Annotated in this window: 18 protein-coding genes; all 18 read left to right on the top strand. The window is 44.1% G+C overall.

Translation table 11 applies throughout. The features are described from left to right. Positions 1 to 9 precede the first annotated feature (9 nt). Positions 10 to 882: a carbohydrate ABC transporter permease gene (locus NSQ66_RS18705; RefSeq protein WP_036688680.1), complete on the top strand. Its 873-nt coding sequence runs from the start codon at positions 10 to 12 to the stop codon at positions 880 to 882. Positions 883 to 1,199: 317 nt separating this feature from the next. Beyond that, complete coding sequence (locus tag NSQ66_RS18700; protein ID WP_036688678.1) at positions 1,200 to 1,847, top strand: elongation factor G-binding protein; 648 nt, start codon at positions 1,200 to 1,202, stop codon at positions 1,845 to 1,847. 283 nt (positions 1,848 to 2,130) lie between these two features. Further along, positions 2,131 to 3,483 carry a sodium-dependent transporter gene (locus tag NSQ66_RS18695; protein ID WP_036688675.1) on the top strand — a complete coding sequence of 451 codons (1,353 nt, stop codon included), beginning with the start codon at positions 2,131 to 2,133 and terminating at the stop codon, positions 3,481 to 3,483. A gap of 261 nt (positions 3,484 to 3,744) precedes the next feature. Beyond that, positions 3,745 to 4,416, top strand: coding sequence for a GntR family transcriptional regulator (locus NSQ66_RS18690; protein ID WP_036688673.1), 672 nt, complete (start codon positions 3,745 to 3,747; stop codon positions 4,414 to 4,416). A gap of 21 nt (positions 4,417 to 4,437) precedes the next feature. Further along, the gene (locus NSQ66_RS18685; protein ID WP_076141013.1) at positions 4,438 to 5,598 is read left to right on the top strand and encodes an amidohydrolase; all 1,161 of its coding nucleotides are present in this window, start codon (positions 4,438 to 4,440) and stop codon (positions 5,596 to 5,598) included. Between the two features lie 27 nt (positions 5,599 to 5,625). Next, on the top strand, positions 5,626 to 6,669 hold the full coding sequence (locus NSQ66_RS18680; protein WP_036688670.1) for a methionine ABC transporter ATP-binding protein: 1,044 nt from the start codon (positions 5,626 to 5,628) through the stop codon (positions 6,667 to 6,669). Continuing rightward, entirely contained in the window at positions 6,644 to 7,303 is a 660-nt protein-coding gene (locus tag NSQ66_RS18675; protein ID WP_036688669.1) for a methionine ABC transporter permease, read from the top strand. Before NSQ66_RS18680 ends, NSQ66_RS18675 begins: the two co-directional genes overlap by 26 nt. Before the next feature lie 30 nt (positions 7,304 to 7,333). After that, positions 7,334 to 8,353 (top strand): uroporphyrinogen decarboxylase family protein, encoded by a 1,020-nt coding sequence (locus NSQ66_RS18670; RefSeq protein ID WP_036688667.1) that lies wholly within the window; start codon positions 7,334 to 7,336, stop codon positions 8,351 to 8,353. An 11-nt stretch (positions 8,354 to 8,364) separates the two neighbouring features. Further along, complete coding sequence (locus NSQ66_RS18665) at positions 8,365 to 9,192, top strand: MetQ/NlpA family ABC transporter substrate-binding protein (protein WP_076141012.1); 828 nt, start codon at positions 8,365 to 8,367, stop codon at positions 9,190 to 9,192. Continuing rightward, positions 9,177 to 10,016, top strand: coding sequence for a pyrroline-5-carboxylate reductase (gene proC / locus NSQ66_RS18660; RefSeq protein ID WP_339191808.1), 840 nt, complete (start codon positions 9,177 to 9,179; stop codon positions 10,014 to 10,016). The genes NSQ66_RS18665 and proC overlap by 16 nt, the downstream gene beginning before the upstream one ends. Positions 10,017 to 10,018: 2 nt before the next feature. Next, positions 10,019 to 10,783, top strand: a complete 765-nt coding sequence (locus NSQ66_RS18655; protein ID WP_076141010.1) for a VOC family protein — start codon at positions 10,019 to 10,021, stop codon at positions 10,781 to 10,783. A 262-nt stretch (positions 10,784 to 11,045) separates the two neighbouring features. After that, on the top strand, positions 11,046 to 11,690 hold the full coding sequence (locus tag NSQ66_RS18650) for a Type 1 glutamine amidotransferase-like domain-containing protein (RefSeq protein WP_036688655.1): 645 nt from the start codon (positions 11,046 to 11,048) through the stop codon (positions 11,688 to 11,690). Positions 11,691 to 11,941: 251 nt separating this feature from the next. After that, on the top strand, positions 11,942 to 13,090 hold the full coding sequence (locus NSQ66_RS18645; protein WP_076141009.1) for a DUF3626 domain-containing protein: 1,149 nt from the start codon (positions 11,942 to 11,944) through the stop codon (positions 13,088 to 13,090). 309 nt (positions 13,091 to 13,399) lie between these two features. Continuing rightward, positions 13,400 to 15,976, top strand: coding sequence for a glycosyl hydrolase (locus tag NSQ66_RS18640; protein ID WP_036688653.1), 2,577 nt, complete (start codon positions 13,400 to 13,402; stop codon positions 15,974 to 15,976). Positions 15,977 to 16,379: 403 nt separating this feature from the next. Further along, positions 16,380 to 17,429, top strand: a complete 1,050-nt coding sequence (locus NSQ66_RS18635) for an iron-siderophore ABC transporter substrate-binding protein (protein WP_036688650.1) — start codon at positions 16,380 to 16,382, stop codon at positions 17,427 to 17,429. A 37-nt stretch (positions 17,430 to 17,466) separates the two neighbouring features. Then, on the top strand, positions 17,467 to 18,207 hold the full coding sequence (locus NSQ66_RS18630; protein WP_235219565.1) for an IucA/IucC family C-terminal-domain containing protein: 741 nt from the start codon (positions 17,467 to 17,469) through the stop codon (positions 18,205 to 18,207). A 107-nt stretch (positions 18,208 to 18,314) separates the two neighbouring features. After that, the gene (locus NSQ66_RS18625) at positions 18,315 to 20,036 is read left to right on the top strand and encodes a helix-turn-helix domain-containing protein (RefSeq protein WP_036688645.1); all 1,722 of its coding nucleotides are present in this window, start codon (positions 18,315 to 18,317) and stop codon (positions 20,034 to 20,036) included. Positions 20,037 to 20,352: 316 nt separating this feature from the next. Beyond that, entirely contained in the window at positions 20,353 to 21,345 is a 993-nt protein-coding gene (locus NSQ66_RS18620) for a hypothetical protein (RefSeq protein WP_036688643.1), read from the top strand. Positions 21,346 to 21,350 lie beyond the last annotated feature (5 nt).

Genomic DNA, 21,350 nt, shown 5'->3' with positions numbered 1-21,350 from the left:
TGACAACAAATGTACCATAAAACCCTTCCATATCGAATATTTAGCATATTCAACAATGTGCTCCTAACTATCCTTTCGGTGCTCTGCTTGCTGCCATTGTATCACTTACTCATGGTATCTCTTAGTGCGTCCGCCCCAGCCAATGCTGGTTTGGTCACCTTTTGGCCAATTGGCTTCACTTTGGAGGCCTATGCAAAAACTTTTAACAACACTAATTTTCTTACATCCCTGTGGGTGTCGGTAGAGCGGACAATCCTAGGAACAGCACTTGCACTGGTAGTAAATACGGTTGCAGCCTATGCTCTTTCTAAGGAAACTAGAGTTTTCCGGGCGCGTAATATCTACCTTTGGTATTTTGTCGTAACCATGCTGTTCAGTGGGGGTCTGATTCCGGGATATATCCTGATTCTAAAGCTCGGGCTGATGAATTCTTTGATGGCACTTATCCTACCTGGATTGGTAGCCGTATTTAACATCATTTTGCTGCTGAACTTCTTCCGTGGTGTACCTAAGGACCTTGAGGAAGCGGCCTTTATTGATGGGGCAGGACATTTTAAGACCTTTTTGAAAATATATTTACCAGTCTCCTTACCAGTCATTGCAACGGTTTCTCTATTCATGATGGTGGGTCATTGGAACTCTTATTTTGACGGTATAATCTATATCAGAGATTCGGATAAGCTGCCGCTGGCGACGTTTATGCAGACCATTATCGTTCAGGCAGATATGTCCAAGCTTGATCCGTCAGCCGTAGCTAACTTGTCTCAACGGACCATACGGGCTTCACAGATTTTCATAAGTGCGCTACCGATATTGTTGGTTTATCCATTCCTGCAACGTTATTTTGTGACAGGGATCGTAGTCGGCGCTGTAAAAGAATAGTCAAAAAAGAGGGAGTTACTGGACTAGTCCATGTAGCTCCCTTTTTTTGTAGGTATGGCATGAAAAATAGACACCCGAGATGAATTGCGCCTTCTAAAATACGGTGCTATACTTTTGGCATGAAATATGCTCGGAGGTGGTACAGTGCTAATGTTGAAATGCCCATTAGCTAGAAGTTCCTCACGCAAAGCCTAATATAGGGCGATACTTTGCGTGAGGTGCGATGGATGGATATATCGCCCAACTTAATTTTATCGTTTCTATAAATGGGCTTTGCACCTTATGAACTTTTAATATAAATAAGGGGCTGAAAAGCGATGTGTACACCATTTATTAGAAACCATCAATATAACTTAATTAAGAAACAAACGAAATTTGTTCTGCATACCCTGCGAACCGTTGCGGATCGCAGAGTCTTGGAGACTGTAAGATATAGTGCTGCTACGAACATTATTGAGGCATTTCCTTCTCTTACGGAGAATCACAAGCAGATGCTGGAACAAATATCGACCTTCGAAACTGCAGAAGATTTCCAGAGATATCTTAGTGAATTAGAACCATACCTAGAGTCATATCCGACGATTACGCTGAAGCAGATTCAGAAGCTATTCCCTAAGAATAAGAAACTGAAAGTACCTGATCTACAACTCATCGACTATCGCAACATAACGTATTTGAGTTGGATAGATATTGCCAGTAATAAATTATTCATTATCTATCCGTACGAAGGACAGTTCATTGGTATAGAGGGTAGAATTACACCAACGCACAAAAAAGGGTACTGCATGTTCTGCAATCGGCATCAAGAGCTTGCATTCTTTTATGTTAAGACCAAGAATGTGAACGTTTCGCCGGATAATATTTCTGCTGTGGGTCAATACGTATGTTTGGATAATCAGGAATGTAATCGGAGCATAACCGATACAGCTAAGCTTGAGAGGTTCATTCTCTCTGTCCGCAAATAATGTTTAGAAAAGGCTCCCTTAGTGGGAGCCTTTTTTGTTAAAAGATATCGTCAGGATATAGACAATTCGTTTCATTGAAGCAATGAGGCACGACATTAGTGGATATAATGAGAAAGGGGAGTTAGTAGTATAATTCTTCGTAAGATTCAGTGACTGAATAAACAATATAAGCGTTTACAAACAGAAAATTTGAGTAGTTATAAGAATAGTCAGAAAATTTCCATATGACGTGCTTTGTTACTTAAGCTATAATGAGGTCTAAAAAAGAAAACGGGGCGTTATAATGAATCAAATTAAGGGTAACAAAAATCTTCTCTCGGAGAAGGAGGAACGCTTCTCTTCCGCGGGCTTTATTTTTGCCGCCATTGGCAGCTCGGTTGGGCTAGGGAATATGTGGAAGTTTCCTTATATTACAGGGGAAAATGGGGGGGCAGCTTTTTTCCTTCTTTTCATCGTCTGTTTGGTGCTGATAGGGTTACCGGTGCTGTTGGCAGAACTGGCTATCGGACGCAGTGGGCGTGGTAGTGCGGCGACCTCTTTTATGCGGGCTGGAGGCGGGAAGAGTTGGTTTGCAGCTGGAATGTTGCAGGTGCTTGCGCCGTTTCTAATTCTCTCCTTTTATATTATTGTTGCTGGCTGGACGCTGAACTATTCGATGATTGCTTTTAATGGACAACTATTCAGCACTACTGATTATGCAGGCGAATTCAATTCGTTTGTCTCTGGATATATGCCAATCGTTTGGCAGGGGATAGCCATTCTGATTACGGCGGGTGTAGTCATCCTTGGTGTATCAGGCGGGATTGAGAAATTTAACAAAGTATTAATTCCTGGTATGGTCGTACTCCTTGTAGTGTTAATGATTCGCGCGGTAACCTTACCGGGTGCATCCGCAGGGGTATCCTTTTTCCTAAAACCGGACTTTTCAGTGTTGACAGCGGAATCTGCGCTAGTTGCATTGGGACATGCCTTCTTTTCATTATCGCTCGGGATGGGGATTCTCCTGACTTACGGATCTTATGTTGATAAAAAACAATCGCTGGGTACCGCTGCCATCGCAATCGGTGCAGGAGATTTGTTATATGCTTTTATCGCAGGCTTGATTATTTTTCCGACGACGTTCTCATTTGGTATTGCTCCTGATCAGGGGCCTTCGCTGATTTTTATCGCTTTGCCAGCCGCTTTCTCGGCTATGCCTTTTGGTGCGCTCTTCGGCGGTTTGTTCTTTATCTTGCTGGCGATTGCTGCTCTAACCTCAGCTGTATCGCTGCTTGAAGTGCCTGTATCCTTCACAATGGAGCGCTGGAATTGGAGCCGGAAACGTTCGGTTTGGATTTTGACGCTGATCTGTTTCCTTCTTAGTATTCCTTTAGCGATGTCACTGGGAATGTTCCCGGAGCTAACGATTGGTGGCAAATCTCTATTTGATGGGCTGGATTTTATCACCTCTAACATTATGCTGCCGCTTGGAGGTCTGCTGATTACCATCTTCGCCGGTTATTTCTGGAAAGGTGCAGCGGAAGCCGCTGGACTACAGGCGCGCTGGTTCCGTGTTTGGCTGTTTATGCTCCGTTATGTGGCGCCGATCCTAGTGTTCCTAGTGCTGCTCCATACCTCGGGAATTATTTCTTTCTAATTCTGAAATTTATTTATTCAAAAATAGCTCTACGACCCTTGTTGGTTGTAGGGTTTTTTTGTGTTGAAAAGAGGGGATTAGATTGATTTTTAATTCCTACTTGACTAGGTGGAATAATTGGAATATAGTATAAAAAAGCTTGAACGGTATGGAAGGGAATGTAACTAACTAATCAATCCTTAACTAATAATTGTATACAATTATACAAATATATTATTGGGGTTCGGACCCCATAGATTATCGATGAGGAGCAGTATAGAAATGGCGATACGATCACGAAGGTTATCAAAGGATAATACCTACTATGAATTAAAACAAAAAATTATTGATAGCGAGTTTGAACCGAATCAACCTGTAAATGAAGAAAATTTGGCGGCCTTGCTCGGAGTCAGCCGCACACCTCTAAGAGAGGCGATACAGAGACTGGAGAACGAGGATTTTCTGGTTCGACAGCCAAATGGAAGACTGCGGGTAGCTTCAGTAACCCGTAAAGAGGTTGAAGAAATATTTCTTATTCGCAGCATGCTTGAAGGCTATATTGCAAGAAGTGCAGCTAAGCATGCCACAGAGAAAGATATTGTTAACTTAACGACGATGATTACAAAAATGAAACACTCGTTCCAGCTTGGTGATAATCAGAATTTTGTTACTTATGGATTTGAGTTCCATGATTATTTATCAGAAATCAGTGAACTTAAAACCTTCGAGAAGGTTCTGAATCAATTAAGAGATCATTCGCTTCGTTATTGTCGATTCGTCTCTATGCATGGGGATTGGAACACACAAGCGGATGAAGAACATGATCTTATTTTACAAATGATCGCTGCTAAAAATGAAGATGGTGCTGAAAAAGCCATGCAAGATCATATTTTAAGCAGTCTATCGACTGCGCTTGATCGCATCAAAGGGATTGAAGAAAAGCTGGAAGCATAACGAAAGGGGAGTACATCAGCTATGAAACCACTAAATGAGGTTGAGCAAGCTTTAGCTAATCAATTAATAGAGGTTCGCAGAAACCTGCATCGTGAGCCTGAATTAGCGTATGAAGAGTTTAAAACCACAACAAAATTACGGGAATGGCTGACCCAAGCCAATATTCACATCCTTGACTTGCCTTTACAAACAGGACTCATCGCAGAGATCGGGCAGGGTCACGGACCCATAGTGGCCATTCGTTGTGATATTGATGCACTTCCCATAGAGGAACAAACTGAATTGTCCTTTGCCTCAGAGATCCCAGGAAAGATGCATGCCTGTGGTCACGATTTTCACACGGCTACTATTTTAGGTGCTGCATTATTATTAAAGGCTCGTGAAAGTGAATTACCTGGAAAGGTTAGAGTATTGTTTCAACCCGCGGAAGAAACAGGGCATGGGGCGGAAAGTGTCTTAGCCTCGGGAGGACTCCAGGATGTGGCGGCTATATTTGGTCTCCATAATTCACCTGACTTGCCTACAGGAGCTTTTGGAACAAGAACAGGAGCTTTAACAGCCGGTGTTGACCGGTTTGAAATTACAATAAAAGGTGTCGGCGCTCATGCTGCTTATCCTGAAAAAGGTGTGGATACGATTGTAACTGCGGCTCAAATCATTACCGCTCTACAAACCATCGTAAGTCGTCAAAACAGCACCACGGAACCAGTAGTGTTAAGTGTTACCCGAATTAATGGAGGCTTCACATGGAATGTATTGCCGGAAAAAGTCGAATTAGAAGGTACAGTAAGAACTTACAATGAAGAGATTCGCCGCAATATTCCGATACAAATGACTCGTCTTATCGAAGGGATTGCTGCGGGAGCTGGGGCAGAGGCACAGTTACATTGGTATCCAGGTCCACCCGCAACGATAAATCATGGGGAATGGGCGGACTTTACCAAAAAGATCGCCTCAGATTTCGGCTATGAAGTACATGATATTCCTCCACAGATGGGTGGAGAAGATTTCTCTTTTTATTTACAACAGATACCGGGTGCTTTTGTGAATATAGGATCAGGTCCAGCCTATCCCTTACATCACCCTCGTTTCGATGTTGATGAAGCTGCGATATTACCAGCTGCTAAGTATTTCGCTTTATTGGCAGAACAAGCGCTGGTGAAGCAGCAAGAGGAAGCTTAATCCTATATATGATTGAGGGGAATGGAAATGATTGAATTAAAGAATGTTTACAAATCGTTCACTCGGAAAGGGACCACTATTGATGCTCTTAAAGGGATTGATTTAAAGGTCGAAAAAGGCGATATATTTGGGGTTATCGGCTATAGCGGTGCTGGGAAAAGTACATTAATTCGTTTAGTCAATTATTTGGAAAGACCCACCAAAGGACAAGTTATGGTCGCTGGACGTGATTTGGGAACATACAACGATAAAGAGTTGCGTACCGCTAAGAAAAATATCGGAATGATTTTTCAACATTTTAATCTATTAGAATCTAAAAAAGTTTTTGATAATGTGGCGATCCCTCTAGTTCTCCTAAAAAAGAATAAAAATGAAATCCGCCAACGGGTAATGGAGCTGCTAGAGTTTGTTGGATTAAGTGACAAAGCGGGGAGTTACCCGAGTGAGTTATCAGGTGGTCAGAAGCAACGTGTCGGGATTGCCAGAGCGCTTGCCTCGAATCCGTCTATCCTTTTATGTGACGAAGCGACCTCTGCCTTAGATCCACAGACCACACATTCTATCTTACAGCTATTAAAAAAAATCAATGCTGAATACAACATTACCGTGATGATCATTACACATGAAATGTCCGTGATTCAAGAGATTTGTAACAAGGTAGCGGTCATGGAAGAAGGCCGGATTATTGAGCAAGGAAGCGTTCTAGATGTATTCGGAAGTCCAAAACATCTGACCACGCAAAATTTCGTGAAGACGGTTATTCAAAATAGCATGACCTCTAGCGTGCGGAAATCTATCAAAACAGAACCCGGAAGTCAGCTGTACAAGCTTAATTTTGTGGGAGCAAGTGCCTCCGAGCCTATCCTGTTTGAAATGATTCGCTCCTGCGATATAAAGGTCAATATTTTATTTGCGAATACGACGGAAATTCAAGAAACAACACTGGGAACAGTGATCATTCAATTCGATGGTGAGGCAGCAGAGATTAACAATGCATTATCTTTCTTAACAAGAAATGGAGTCGGTGTAGAGGAGGTAGAATCTAATGTTTTCGACCACAGTAACAGGTGATCAATTTCTGCAGGCGATTATAGAAACCATTCAAATGGTAGGGTTCTCCTTGTTTGTTGGCTCCCTGATTGGGATCCCATTTGGGATATTGCTTGTCATCACTCGTCCGGGTGGGGTTTTGGAGAACAAAGCGCTTTACGCCGTACTAAATCCGATTATCAACATCATTCGCTCATTGCCTTTTATTATTTTACTGGTTGCGATTGTGCCTTTCACACGATTGATTGTTCATACTTCAATTGGGACAAGCGCAGCGATCGTACCCTTGATTATCTATATCGCACCTTATATAGGGCGGTTGGTAGAGAACTCACTGCTTGAAGTGAATCCGGGAATCCTTGAAGCCGCTGAGGCGATGGGAGCCACTCCTTTTCAAGTCATTTGGTACTTTTTATTGCCAGAGGCGGTTGGATCCTTAATCCTGTCTCTTACAACAGCGACGATTGGTCTGATAGGTGCAACTGCAATGGCTGGAACGGTAGGGGGAGGCGGCGTGGGAGACTTGGCGATCGTATATGGATACCAACGCTTTGACACTGTTGTCGTAGTAGCCACCGTGATTATCCTCATTATTTTAGTGCAAGGGATTCAATCTTTAGGCAACACGCTAGCAAGAAAAATTCGCCGTTACTAGTTACTACATATTCTGGGAGGGACTCGACAGATGAGTGAATGGAGTAAGCAAGATCGTTTTAACGCATTATTATCAGGAGAACGGGCGGATCGTCCAATCGGAAGTGGTTGGCGCCATTTTATCGACAAAGAACAAACTGCGGATGATTTAGCAGAAACTACGATTTCTTTTACGAAAAAATATGATTGGGATTGGGTCAAGATTAATCCAAGAGCGACTTATCTGGCGGAAGCTTGGGGGAATCAATACGATTTTACGGATTATCAGACCGTATTTCCGAGACAGCAAACGACGGCTATTCCAACAGCGGCTAGTCTGTGGGATATCGATGTTAAAAAGGCAGTCCAGTCAGCCCCTTTGGCAGAGCATTTAGATGCGGTTAGAAAAATTCGCCAAGGGTTACCAGATACCCCACTAATCCAGACGGTATTTTCACCATTAACAGTGCTGCTATTTATTGTAGGACGTTCTGCTTACGTTACTAAAACGGTGTTTGGTATTGAGCACCCGGTAACTTTGGAATCCTTGTTTAAAGAACATCGAGCGGCAGCACACCATGCGCTACATGCGATTTCCTTAACTTTAGCCGATTATGTACAAGAGTTACAGCAAGCGGGCTCTGACGGTTTGTTCTACGCAGTGACGGGCACAGCTCACCCAGGATTATTTGATGAAGCAATGTTTGATGAGCTGTCCAGACCTTATGATTCTATTGTGTTAGAAGCAGCAAGCTATGGAAAAAACATTCTTCATACTTGTGGAGCTTACGCCCAGCCTGAGAAGTTCAACGATTATCGGATTGATGGGATCAGTTGGGATACGATAGCCGAGGGGAATCCAGGGTTAGAGGCAAATCTCAAAGCTACTAAAGTGGGGGGAGTCGATCATGGGTTGTTTGCGGTAAACGATATTGCCCAAATCAAGCAGCAGGCTGAAGATGCATTAAAGTTAATGAAAGACCAGCCGTTTATTCTATCTCCAAACTGCGCAATCCCACTCAATGTGACGGATGAGGCGTTGGCACAATTTAAAAAATCTATATTGGAATAGGGGAAGTAAGTATGAAAAAGTTAATGTTAGTGATGATGATAGGTGTTCTTGCAGTGTTGACGGCTTGTGGCAATAAAGAGGCGGGGGATTCTGGAGATAAGAAAAAGCTTACCGTTGGATTTGGTGTTGGAACCTATGAGGAACAATTCCGCCAATCGATTCTACCGATTTTAGAGAAACAAGGGTATTCCGTTGACATTAAAACCTTCTCGCAAAATATGCAGGTCAATCCAGCAATGAAAGAAGGCTCCATTGACGCAAGTATATTCCAAAGTACAGCCTATATGGAGGCCATTAACGAAGAAATCAATGCAGATATGGTCGGAATTGCTTATGTTCCAGGTGCTCCACAAGGTCTTTATTCTGTAAATCATACCACGCTAGACGATGTTAAAGACGGTACAACCGTAGCTGTTCCGAACGATCCGGTAAACCAAGAGCGTGCACTACGTATTCTGGAAGAATTGGGTTGGGTCAAAATTAAAGAAGGGGCGGGCGTAGCGGATTTCAATATTAATAGTATGGAACCGGATAAATATAATATTGATATTAAAATACTGGACCCCGCTCAAATCCTTGTCTCCCTTCAAGATGTTGATTATGGCGTTGTAAACGGTAATTATATTGCCAATTCGGACAGAAAGATTACGGATGCTTTGAAAATAGAAAACACACCTATGGAACACAGAATTATCGTATCGGTTAATAAAAAGGATGAAAATTCTCAGTGGGCTAAAGATTTGAAAGCTGCTTATGAATCCAAAGAGTTTGAAGAATATATTCTTGGATTAGAAAAATATGATGGTTTCATTCTACCTGAAGCTTGGGACAACAATTAATTAAGGAAGTGAACGGAGTGACCAAAGAAAAGATTCATTTTATTGGTGGCGGACAGATGGCGGAAGCGATCATCCGCGCATGTATAGCGAATAACACCTTGTCTGTAAATCAAATTAGTGTATCGGATATTAATGAAGCGCGTCTGCAGTTTTTGAATACCAAATACGGTGTGGATACGGAGAGTTCGCAAGAGCATAACCTGTCTACAGCAGATGTGATTGTAGTGGCAGTTCGCCCACAGGATGATTTAACTACACTTGGTCAAAACGTACAACAATTCGCTACAGCTTCTGCCGCAATCGTATCGATTGTGGCGGGTGTGACAAATGATCAATTAGCTGGGTATTTTGGAGCTGAACGGTCCATTATCCGGGTTATCCCCAATACTTTAACCGATACAGGATATGGCTATAGTGGTGTAGCGTTAAATGCTTATGCTACTCGTGATCAAGTGGAGCATTTTTTACTTGGCTTTGGAAAAGTACAATATCTGGATGAGGCGTTAATGGATGTTTTCACTGGATTTGGTGTGGCGGGTCCTAACTATATCTATTATTTCATTGAATCTCTCGTGGATGCAGGTGTACTTGCCGGACTGCCGCGTGAGCAAGCCTGGAAGGTTGCATTGGAGAATCTGATGGGATCGGTAGCAATGCTGCAACAGACAGGGCTGCATCCACGACAGCTGCTGGATATTAATAATTCACCTGGCGGTGTCGGCATGCATGGCTTGTACGAATTAAACAACAGTGATTTCGCAGCGGGCCTGCAAAGAAGTGTTCTGGCAGCCGTAAAACGTACTACTGAGCTGGGAGTGAAGTAATCATGACAACGATGAAATGGGATCATTTAGTTCACTATGTCAATGATTTGGCCAAACCGGTTGAGATCTTTGGAGCTCATGGATTGGTTGCTTTTAAAGGAGGATCTCATAAAGATTGGGGAACCTATAATGCCTTAAGTTACTTTGGGCTAACCTATCTCGAGTTTCTGGGCATTGAGAATCTTGAGCTGGCAAAGGCAACTGAACATAATCTAGTGGTGAAAGATGCAGTTGAACTTTTACCAGAACATGAAGTTCTAAGTAGAGTAGTCATCCGGACGGATGATATTGAAGAAGTAGCGGCTTCCCTGAAAGCAGCAGGCTTATCATTATCTCCAATTATCGATGGTAAGCGACTAGATAACGAGGGCAGATTAATAGAGTGGCGGATGATGACCATTGCTGGTGACTTTGGGGGACTGGTCTATCCGTTCATCATTCAATGGAGCGGAACGGATACAGAGCGAGTGGAAAGATTAACATCATCTGGAGTCATTAAGCCTCATCCTGCGGGAGAAGTCGAAATCGTCCGTGCTGTATTTCATGTCTCCGATCCTGAAGCTGCAGCCAACCATTGGGGAACCATATTCGGACTGCCTGTTACGAAGTCAGAGGATGATACCTTCAGCCTTAAGATTGGCGATAGATCATTTGCTTTCGTGCAAGGAGACGAGAACCAATTCAAGCAGGTGGTTTTTGAAACGGATTCGTTAGAGCTGAAAGGGAAGACGATTCGGATTGGTGATGGGGAGTATGTTTTCGTTTAAGGGACTAGTATCTTTATAACTTTAGAAATAAAGACTTACTTGAAGGGATCGATACCTCGAGTAAGTCTTTTTGCTATTCACCGAAGGTACTAATGATGCTGGCATTTTTTTGTTTTAATCAATTTGTAAGATTTATTGAATTCCATTATATGGTACGATATCCATGGTATAAAAGGAATGAAGATAATTTCTCTTGCTTGGCACTATGGATTTTGATAAACATAATGGATAATTTAAATATTACATATGGAGGTAATTACGGATGAAAACTCACTATTACTTGGATTGGTTTTATGATAAGGGTTTTTCTGAGAAGTTAGTCAATGTGTTGCATGAGGATATAACAGACAGAAAATCGCTGGTTATGATTAGCGCTGAATCGTCTGATTTTAGTGATGAACAAGTTAATATTGATAGTGTTTTTGAAAGGACATGGTTTAATCAGGCTAACATTTATTTTGATGAATATCATTTCATTGATGACCGCACGCAGAAGGAAGATGCCCAGCGATTAATTCAAAACGCCTCTGTCGTTTTTTTATGTGGTGGAACCGCTCGGAACCAAAAGCACCTTTTGACGGAATATGAATTATCGGATTTGATTAAAAAAAGCAATGCTGTTGTAATGGGAACAAGTGCTGGTGGGATGAACATGTCTGATGAATATGTGGATGAATGCACTGTTTGTGAAGGTATGGCTCTTAATCACTTTTCTTTTGAAGCTCATTTTGATCATGATAACACCGCGATGATTGAGGAGCGTTTCCCTTTATCGAATAAAATGGATATTTATGTGGCGGCAGACAAAGATGGTGCTGTACGTGTGAAGGGCAGCAAAATCGACATTATAGGCAATGTATATTTAATTTCCCACTCAAAGATTCAGAAATTGGCTGAGACGCTCTAATAATGGTTGAGTGGTTGTGACACTGACGGTTAACTGAATGGTATTTGTTTTGAGTCCCTATTTGACAGCACCTTACGAGCAAATCGAGTTGATTACTATTTTGAATTTATATCATTCCAGATCCACGTAAAGTTATCGGATTCCGCGATTGTAAGGATATGAAGTTTCAAGTGAAGAAGCGTTTGATACAGTGAGAGGAGAACTCAAGTCTCTTTTCTTATGGACTGGGTCTAGAAAGGAGTGAATAAGCAATGGAGTGGAAAGGCGATGCAAATGCCAATAAAATAAGAGAGTCTCAGTTCACTGAGGAACTATCGGAGTCACAATTATCGGCTTTAGAATATGTTACGAATTACGCGCGAACTCGAAAAAGTGAAGCAGTTCAGACTATCCATGAAATTCTTCAAATGTCTAATGTGGATCGGGAAGAGTTTGAAGATGCTGTGGTCAAAATAAAGTCACAGGCGAAGATTGCTCTACATTTCCATCCAGATCGACTAGATCCGGTAAAGAAAAGTGTTGCAGAGGCGCTATTGGAGCAAGGCGTGTACAAGAGCCAATTTGAGACCTTGTTATCCAGTGGTAGTGTATCAGCCTATTCTGGCGGTCCACGTGATTTGTGGGAGGAAAGACTATTTGGAGGGGCATACCAACAAGAGGGTGCTTCGAATAGCGAACGCCCTAAATATGGCGCTCTTGATTTGATGCTTCATTCGGATGGGCCAGCTCCGCGCTTTGGCTCCTGCTATTTCCTCCTGTCCCCTGAGGTTTCTTATCGCAGTACATACACCTATATGGATTCGCATCAAAACCCTGTACAGAAAGGGACATATGCAGAATTTGATGATATGATGGCGGCATTACTAGAGGAGATTTTCTTAAGAGATTCCGCTCTAGGGGAAAAAGATCTTCGATCACAAAAATTAGTTGACCATCTTCGGGACAACCTCACAATGCCGTTTTCAGACTCTTCAAAATGTGAAGCTAAACGTAATCTTAACCACTATATTGAAGCGCAAGTTCATGGAAACATCCGTCTAAAGGAAGATGTGGAAATCTTAGTAGCCGATCCTTCATTCAAGGGTACTCCAACAGGGCAAGTCCTGGAGCAAATATGTTTACAGTATGCCATCCAACTCTATTGGCACATGGGATTCGCGATGTGGGTAGACGAAGTGCCTTCGGATTTTAGAGGGCCTACGATGCCCTCCTTGGCTAAGCGTATTGCTCATCACGGTTATATCGATACGAGCATGATTGGATCTGCTGCTATGCACTTAAAGCATGATCCTGCAGCATGGCGGGACCGAGGAACCGAAAAAGAAGTACTTCAAGAATTAAAACTCTTATGGCATGTTTTGGTACGGTACGGAAAGCCGCTCCGAAACTTTAAGTTGTAAGAAGCCTTGGTACGCTTGAAGTTAAGGCATTTAAGTAAACAAACAAACAAATAAATAAATAAATAAGCAAGCGAATTTCCCTCCGTATGGGATATTTGACTTGTCATTGATGGGATGTTCGCGTGAATCAATGTTATTTAACTCCTCCTAATAAATATTGGTGGGAGTTTTTTTTGCATGTGGAAATTTTCTCGATTAGGTAGATTTACAAAATATGGAATATATGCTATCTTATCTATGAAAGCGCATCCAAGAGATGGTATATTGAACTTTTATTTACCATATTTAACATAGGGAGGAAAGGTGGAAATGAAAAATTTGCTCAAGAAGGCAATCACAATGATGCTGGCATTTACTCTGCTACTTGGATTGATGACAGCGCCGCCCGTTCATGCAGACAACGCACTTTTCACAATTGAAAGCGAAAACGCTCAGCTCACCTCCGATCTTCAAGTGACGACCCAAATTTACGGACAGCCCAAACCCGGATACTCTGGAAGCGGATTTGTCTGGATGCAGAATTCCGGTACAATTTCCTTCACAGTGACTGTCCCAGAAACCGGCATGTATACGATCTCCACACGTTATATGCAGGAGCTCAGTGCTGACGGCAGGCTTCAATCTTTAGCCGTTAACGGCGTTACGAAAGGGTCGTATATGCTGCCCTATACGACCACATGGTCGAATTTCGATTTTGGCTATCACAAGCTGAATCAAGGCAGCAACACTATTCAACTGAAGGCTGGCTGGGGTTTCGCTTATTTTGATACCTTCACTGTGGATTATGCCGATCTTGATCCCCTGGATGTGCAACCTGTCCTCAGCGATACTCAAGCGACTCCGGAAACTCAGCTTCTGATGAATTATTTAACGGAGGTTTACGGCAATCATATGATCTCCGGCCAGCAGGAGATTTACGGAGGCGGAAATGACGGCAATTCCGAGCTGGAGTTTGATTGGATTCACAATTTAACGGGAAAGTATCCGGCGATCCGCGGATTTGATCTGATGAATTACAATCCGCTTTACGGCTGGGAGGATGGTACGACCGCCCGGATGATCGATTGGGTGAATAACCGGGGCGGGATCGCGACAAACAGCTGGCATATCACTGTGCCCCGAGATTTCACCGCCTATCAGCTCGGGGAATTTGTAGATTGGAAGAAAGCCACCTACAAGCCGACAGAAACCAATTTTAATACAGCCAATGCGGTAGTTCCAGGTACGAAAGAATACCAATATGTACAACTGGCCATTGGGGATTTGGCGGAGCAACTGCAGATTCTGCAAAATAACAATGTGCCGGTTATCTTCAGACCCTTCCATGAGGCGGAGGGCAACGGCGGATTGAATGGAGAAGGTGCATGGTTCTGGTGGGCTTCGGCAGGCTCGGAGGTATACAAGCAGTTGTGGGATCTGCTCTATACTGAACTTACAGAAACGTACGGTCTGCACAATTTGATCTGGACCTACAACAGCTATGTCTACAGCACTTCTCCCGCATGGTATCCCGGCGATGATCAGGTGGATATTGTAGGCTATGATAAATACAACACGATCTATAACCGCTATGACGGTTTGTCTGGTGTTCCCAATGAGGACGCGATTACCTCGATTTTCTATCAGCTTGTTGATTTAACCGGCGGTAAGAAAATGGTAGCCATGACGGAGAACGACACCGTTCCAAGCGTTCAGAATCTGACAGAGGAAAAATCGGGCTGGCTCTATTTCTTACCGTGGTATGGTGAGCATCTCATGAGTTCCGCCTTTAATTATCCGGCCACCTTAACAACGCTGTACCAAAGCAATTATGTAATCACGCTCGATGAGCTGCCTGATTTGAAGGTTAACAATCCAATTCCAAGTGCGTCTATCACACCTGCGAACGTCGAATTTGATAAAAATGCCTCCAATGAGAATGACAAAGCCATCACCGTGAATTCAAACGGCAATACGTTAACCGCTCTCCGGGCAGGCGCAAATACATTAATAGAGACTCAGAATTATACCTTGAGTGGAAATACGCTGCTGCTCAAAAAAGCATTTCTGGCGACACTGCCGGTTGGCGAGCATTCGATCATCTTTGATTTTAATAAAGGACAAGATCCCGTGTTAAAAGTGAAAATTGTCGATTCCACGCCAAGCGCATCCATTGCGCCCGTGAGCGCTGCATTTGATAAAGCGGCGAATCTAACCCAGGATATTTCCGTAGTCCTTACCTTAAATGGACACCAGCTTGCAAGTATCACAAATGGAAATTCCACACTTTTAGCGAGTCAGGATTATACGGCATCAAGCGCTGCTGTTGTTCTGAAAAAATCCTATCTTTCCACGCTTCCGCTGGGACAGAATACCATAACCTTTCATTTTAATGGAGGAAATAATGCTGTTCTTACAGTGAACGTAGCGGATAGCAGTGTTCCAGTACCCACTGGAGATTTGACGGTCCAAGCTTTTAATGGCAACACAAGTGCCTCCACCAACGGGATTTCACCCAAAATCAAAGTTGTCAATACCGGTGATTCAGCGATTCAACTAAGTGATGTGAAGGTCCGGTATTACTATACGATTGATGGCGAGAAAGATCAGAGTTTCTGGATCGACTGGGCCAGCATCGGAAATGCGAATGTAACCGGAAATTTCGTTAAGCTGGCGACTCCTGTTGCCAGTGCCGATTATGTTTTGGAAATTGGTTTCACGAGTTCGGCTGGAACACTTAATCCAGGTCAGAGCGCAGAAATTCAAACCCGTTTCTCCAAAAACGACTGGTCCAATTACAACCAGGCTAATGATTATTCGTTCAAGGCATCCAGCAGTCAGTTCATCAACAATGAACAGGTCACCGGGTATATGAATGGTCAGCTTGTGTGGGGGATTGAGCCGTAAGCTTTTAATGAAAAAAGGTATCTTTGTGTAATACAAAGATACCTTTTTTCATTTGGGAAGAAGCAGGGACTGCAATGGGAGAACCATTTCTGAAGTAGCCAGATTGCTCGATGATCAGTTTCTGGAGAAGGAAAAGCTTGAATTGAGCAATGTTACCATCGATTGTGTTGACATATTTGCAGAGCTGGAGCAAAGAAATTTTGTTGAAATTAGGGAATTGGGTGCTTGTGTGGAATTTTTGTAGTCAGTCACGATTCTCCTGAGTCGTTCCTATGGTGTGCAATGTCGCATTAATCCGGCTGTAATGTCGCAAAAGTACATGGAAATAGAGTATGAAGATAGATTATACTCGCTTTATTGATCTGATAATGAAAATCATTATCATACATAAGGGGGAGTCAGCATGAAAAGAACAAAGAAGAGGCAAGCAACCGGTAGAAAGGTAGATGCTGCCCAAAAAGCAGGACTATTAATGATATGGATGATGGCGCTGGTACTTGTGCTAACGGCTTGCGGTACTGGAGGGGGAGCAAATGCGGGCACTGCCGCACTGCCATCTGCTTCAGCCGAGCCGTCACCTACATCTGAGACACAGGCTCAGACTGCAGCCTTCCCGGTTACCATCTCGCATATGAAGGGCGAATATACGCTGACTGAGAAGCCGAAGGTCATCGCCGCGCTTGATGTGAAATTCATCGATCAATTGTTAGCGATAGGCGAGCATCCGGCAGGCAGCGTTGTAGCTGGAGCGAAAGATGCAAAGTTTCCAGAATATTTAAGTGAACAATTGGGTGATGTGAAGGTCCTGGGCACACGCGATGAGCCCAATCTTGAAGCTATTGTAGCGATGAATCCGGATCTTATATTGATGACCGACTTTCAGGAGCAGGTGTATGACAGCGTCAGTAAAATAGCGCCCACAATAGTACTCGACTTCTATGAAGATTGGCGGGATACATCGGCTACCATCGGTATGATAACGGGCAAGCAGGCGGAGGCGAAGGTAGTGCGTCAAGCCTACGAGGACAAAATCGTCGGACTGCGGGAACAGCTGTCGGCGAAGCTGGGTGACGAAACGGTAGCTCTGATTCGCCCAAGACCGGAAGGTATTCGCGTACACGGTCCCGAACATCGGACCGGAAGCATTCTTTATGAGGATTTGGGATTGAATATCCCTGCATTCGTTCAGGAGATCAAAGATGATACCTCCGTTGAAATTTCGATGGAGACCATCGCTGATATCGGAGCAGATCACTATTTCCTGTTATCGGATGAATTGTTTGCCAAAGAGGCAGAGGCAATGGCGAACAGTCCGGTCTGGAAATCTCATGATGCCGTTAAAAATAACCGCGTATACAATGTGAATTCAACGCTATGGATCGCTTATTATGGGCCAATTGCCCTCAACATTATTGTAGATCAAACCGCGGAAGCGCTGTTGGGATCGCATTAAAATGGACAACTATCTGTCGTCGGCCACCTGGAAACAAATGGCGGAGGAATACCGTCTGTGGGTAGGTGAACCGCCTGAAGGCAACGTTCGTACAATTGCCCTTAGCCATTTGCACGAAGAAGCTGCATGCCGCGAATATGTAAGCTGGCTTAAGGGTTATATCGGTGCGCCTGATATGCAGGTTGCCGCTTCCATGCTGGCCAAGCGGATCGGTTATCTGTGGATCGCACCGATGCTGACCGCTATGACCCTTCATAACCGGGAAGTCTCCATCCCGCTGGAGAACTGCTTCCTCTATCATCCGGCTTCCCCAGCTTTTAAAGGGGATACGCGTTTTCCTTTCCTTGCGCTGAACGGGCTTCGAGCGACGGCGGCACCGGAAGACAGGGAAGCCTGGCGAGAAGAGATCGTAGAGGAAATTTTCGCGGTACGTCTTGCGCCGATGCTGCACACGCTTGCTGCAATTGGTCCCGTCTCCATGGCAGTACTTTGGGAGAATATTATGGTACGCATTGCCCCGTTGTATTCTCCTGGAACAGATGAATTTGGGCAAGAAAGGCAACGAATGCAAGCCGATTTTGCCTTCCTGACCCGGATAGCTCCCGGACAATTGTTCGGCGCAAGACGCAATCCGTTTACCCGGTTCACAGAGAACAATGACCTGGCTCCGGTTGCAAAAAACAAGCGTATCACCTGCTGTTTTTATTACAGGATGTCGGCGGAATATTGCGGAAAATGTCCGAAAATTGACAATGAGAATGAATCTCAATTAAAATGACAACAGCAACGCACTCACTTATGTTGCGGACGCGCTTTCACTAAAGCATGTAATCCTATTCAGTGCGCCCGTTAAACAGAGGATGCTATTGTCAGGAGATGAGAGAAATGCCGCTCAAAGAACAGGCAAGTTTATGGAGTGATACAACGATCAAGATGCTTGATGTGCGCAGCGGTACTTTGCCACCCGGCGGCGTTATGAGCGAAACCGGATTAACAGCCAATGTGTTGCTGCTGGCAGGCGGCGGGGAAGGTAGGCTTGTGATGAATGGCGAAATTTGCCATATCCAGGCCTATTTCGCTTGTCACGCAGTCAAGGGATCAGCATTTACTTTGACTGCTGGATCAGAAACCATTCATTATACCGTTATTATGTACAAGGCTTTTCCAATGTTGGGGGCTGCCCATGTTCTGTTTCCGCAGCGCAATCACCCATTACGAACTTCATTTGTTCACCGTCCTGTGCTCCTGGCTGAACTGCATCAGACTGCGGAACAAATCGAAGCCAAATGGAGCCGGGGCGAAGGGCTGGAGCGTTTCCATGCGAATGCGCTACTGCAAGGAATGCTTTACGAGCTTATTATGGAGTATGAATGTGGTCAGAAAGGCACAGAGGCGGATATGGTGGATGTTGTCGCTGCCTATATAGCGGGGCATTATCGTCAGGAGCTGGAGCTTAAGGAGCTGGCAGCGCTTGCCGGATGCAGTACAAGACAGTTACAGCGGCGATTCAAACAGGAGAAGTTACTAGGACCGATGGAATATGTAATCCAGCTGCGGATGGAGAGTGCCGAGCGGATGTTGCGTCATACGGATGCTCCCATCGGCGAAATTGCAGAAAAAACGGGCTATCGCGACATGTATTACTTTAGCAGGGCATTTAAGAAATATCATGGAGTTCCCCCGCAGATCTACAGGCGCACTGCCGCTTCAGGGATCGGTGCTCTCTCAGCATATTCTGGGCTGCCGGATCGCCTGGCCTCATCGTACGAGTCGCTGCAAGGCCCGGTAATTTGTCATATGCGAGGCGAATATTGCGTCACCGCTATTCCGAGGCGTATCGCCGTACTCGACGTTCAATATGCAGACCATTTGCTTGCGCTTGAGATATCCCCGGCAGGAAGTGTAGGAACGGGCAGTGCAGCGTTAAAATTCCCTCAATATATCAGGGAAAGGCTTAAGACAACGGAAATGCTCGGAACTTATGAGTACCCGGACCTGCAAGCTGTCGAACGGCTGCGGCCGGATTTGATTGTCTGTACTGAGGTGCATGCCCAGCATTATGAACGGTTAAACCGGATTGCGCCAACCCTAATGTTTCAACGGAATGAGAGCTGGCAGACGATTTTGAGCCTGTTCGGTGAATTGACGGACAAGCGGACAGAGGTGGAGCGTATTATTGCGGATTACCTGCGCCGAACAGCATTGCTGTCTGAGCAGCTTGCAACGGCGCTGGCGGGTCAGAGCGTGGCCTTGATCCGTCCGCGTGAGTCGCTGGTACGGGTACATACTGCCTCCCATCGCACAGGTGCCGTGCTGTACCGGGATCTTGGTCTGCCAGCTCCTCTATTTGTCGCAGACACTTCCGACACGGCTTATCATATTACAGTTGATAGACTGCCGGCTGTGCATGCCAGCCATTATTTTTTACTTAGTAATGAGATGATGCAGGAGGGGATATCTGCGACAGAGCAAAGCGTGCGAGGGATGTTGGATTCCGATGAGCGGCCGTATATATACCCGGTAGATGCCGCTACATGGATCGGCTGCTACGGACCGACAGGTATCAATTACATTGTGGATCAGGTAGCCCGTACCTTGCTGGCCTGAGCGGTATCTAAGAGCATCCGCTAATTTTAGGCTAAGTTTTAGCCTAAACGTGAACAAGCTCCGGTGATTATCACAGGAGCTTGTTTGTGCTGCGGATTATTTTTTGTTGGGATAGCGCTTAGAACTATCTGTTGGCTCATGCAGGTGCTAAGGGCAGGGCTTTCTTTACGTTATTCCAGATCATTGACAATTATTGTAATGATGGTGTATTGTAAGTGATAAGTAGTAAGTAGTAAGTAGTAAGTAAATCAAACGCTCACCATACGGAATAAATATCATCCTGTAAATACGAATTAATGGATAGGGGTGGATGGTTATGATGGATCTTAAATTAGTACCAAGTTTTTCATTGATTGCGCTTAATGCACAGAGAAGTCTTCAGATGACTACTGTCAAGAAAGTGTCTTTGCGCTGCATGGCAGCAGCGGTTATATTGGAGCTTTACTTAGAGGGATGTTTTACACAATCTGAGAACAAGTTAACTTTGCACAAGGAAGCACTTGATCAATCTCATTCAACACTCTATAGAGAAACTGTTCTACAATCCTTACTTCATAATAGTGCTGAGGTGAAGGGTGACCTAAATTGGTGGTTAAAGAAGGCTTCGAGGAAGTCTAACCATCAATTAAAAAAGTTCGAAACCGCGATTTCAGATGATCTTCAAGCCATGAATTTGCTTGAAGATATACCAAGCCTGATAGGGAGCGACATGTATTTTGATTCTGCTGAAGTTGAAATTAGAGCCTATCGCAGTAATATGGAGGCGTACACGAGCATTACAGAGAATATGCGGGCAGAGATTTTGGAAGAGGGCCCAGTTACGGATGAGGTCATTTGTATGCTATGGCTACTTCGTGAAAGTGGATGTATGCAAGATTTCTTCTCGCTGAACGAATTAGAACAGGTGAATATCAAATTACATGATCTATACCAAAGTAACTTATGGGCAAAGGCATTGTTTCCTATACAAATCCGCCAGGGAATTGAGTTAGGCATCAAACGTTTTTTAGCATTGAAGACAAAGTTTGCGAAGACATTTATCGGCAGTAGTCTCAATCTTATCTTCCCTGCCCTAGAGCGATCACGAGCTGTCTTTATAGAAACAGAGTCTTGGTTTGATAATTCTAATCAAAGGTTAGACGCAGTTATTACAAGATTAATGTCCTATGGACATGAAGTTAAGGTGCTGGAGAGAGGATCAATTGCGACCCTTAAAATTGATAATTTGCTCTACGATGCGATCCCACATTTTGTAATGATGAAAGTGCCAATTCAAGGTGTGCGTCTTATTCCGAAGCGCCCGCTGTAAAGGAG

Origin of the sequence: Paenibacillus sp. FSL H3-0329, assembly GCF_037963285.1 — a bacterium.
GTDB lineage: Bacteria > Bacillota > Bacilli > Paenibacillales > Paenibacillaceae > Paenibacillus_AQ > Paenibacillus_AQ odorifer.
Note: the sequence above shows the minus strand (reverse complement) of the source record. Positions and strands in the feature narration are given on the sequence as shown.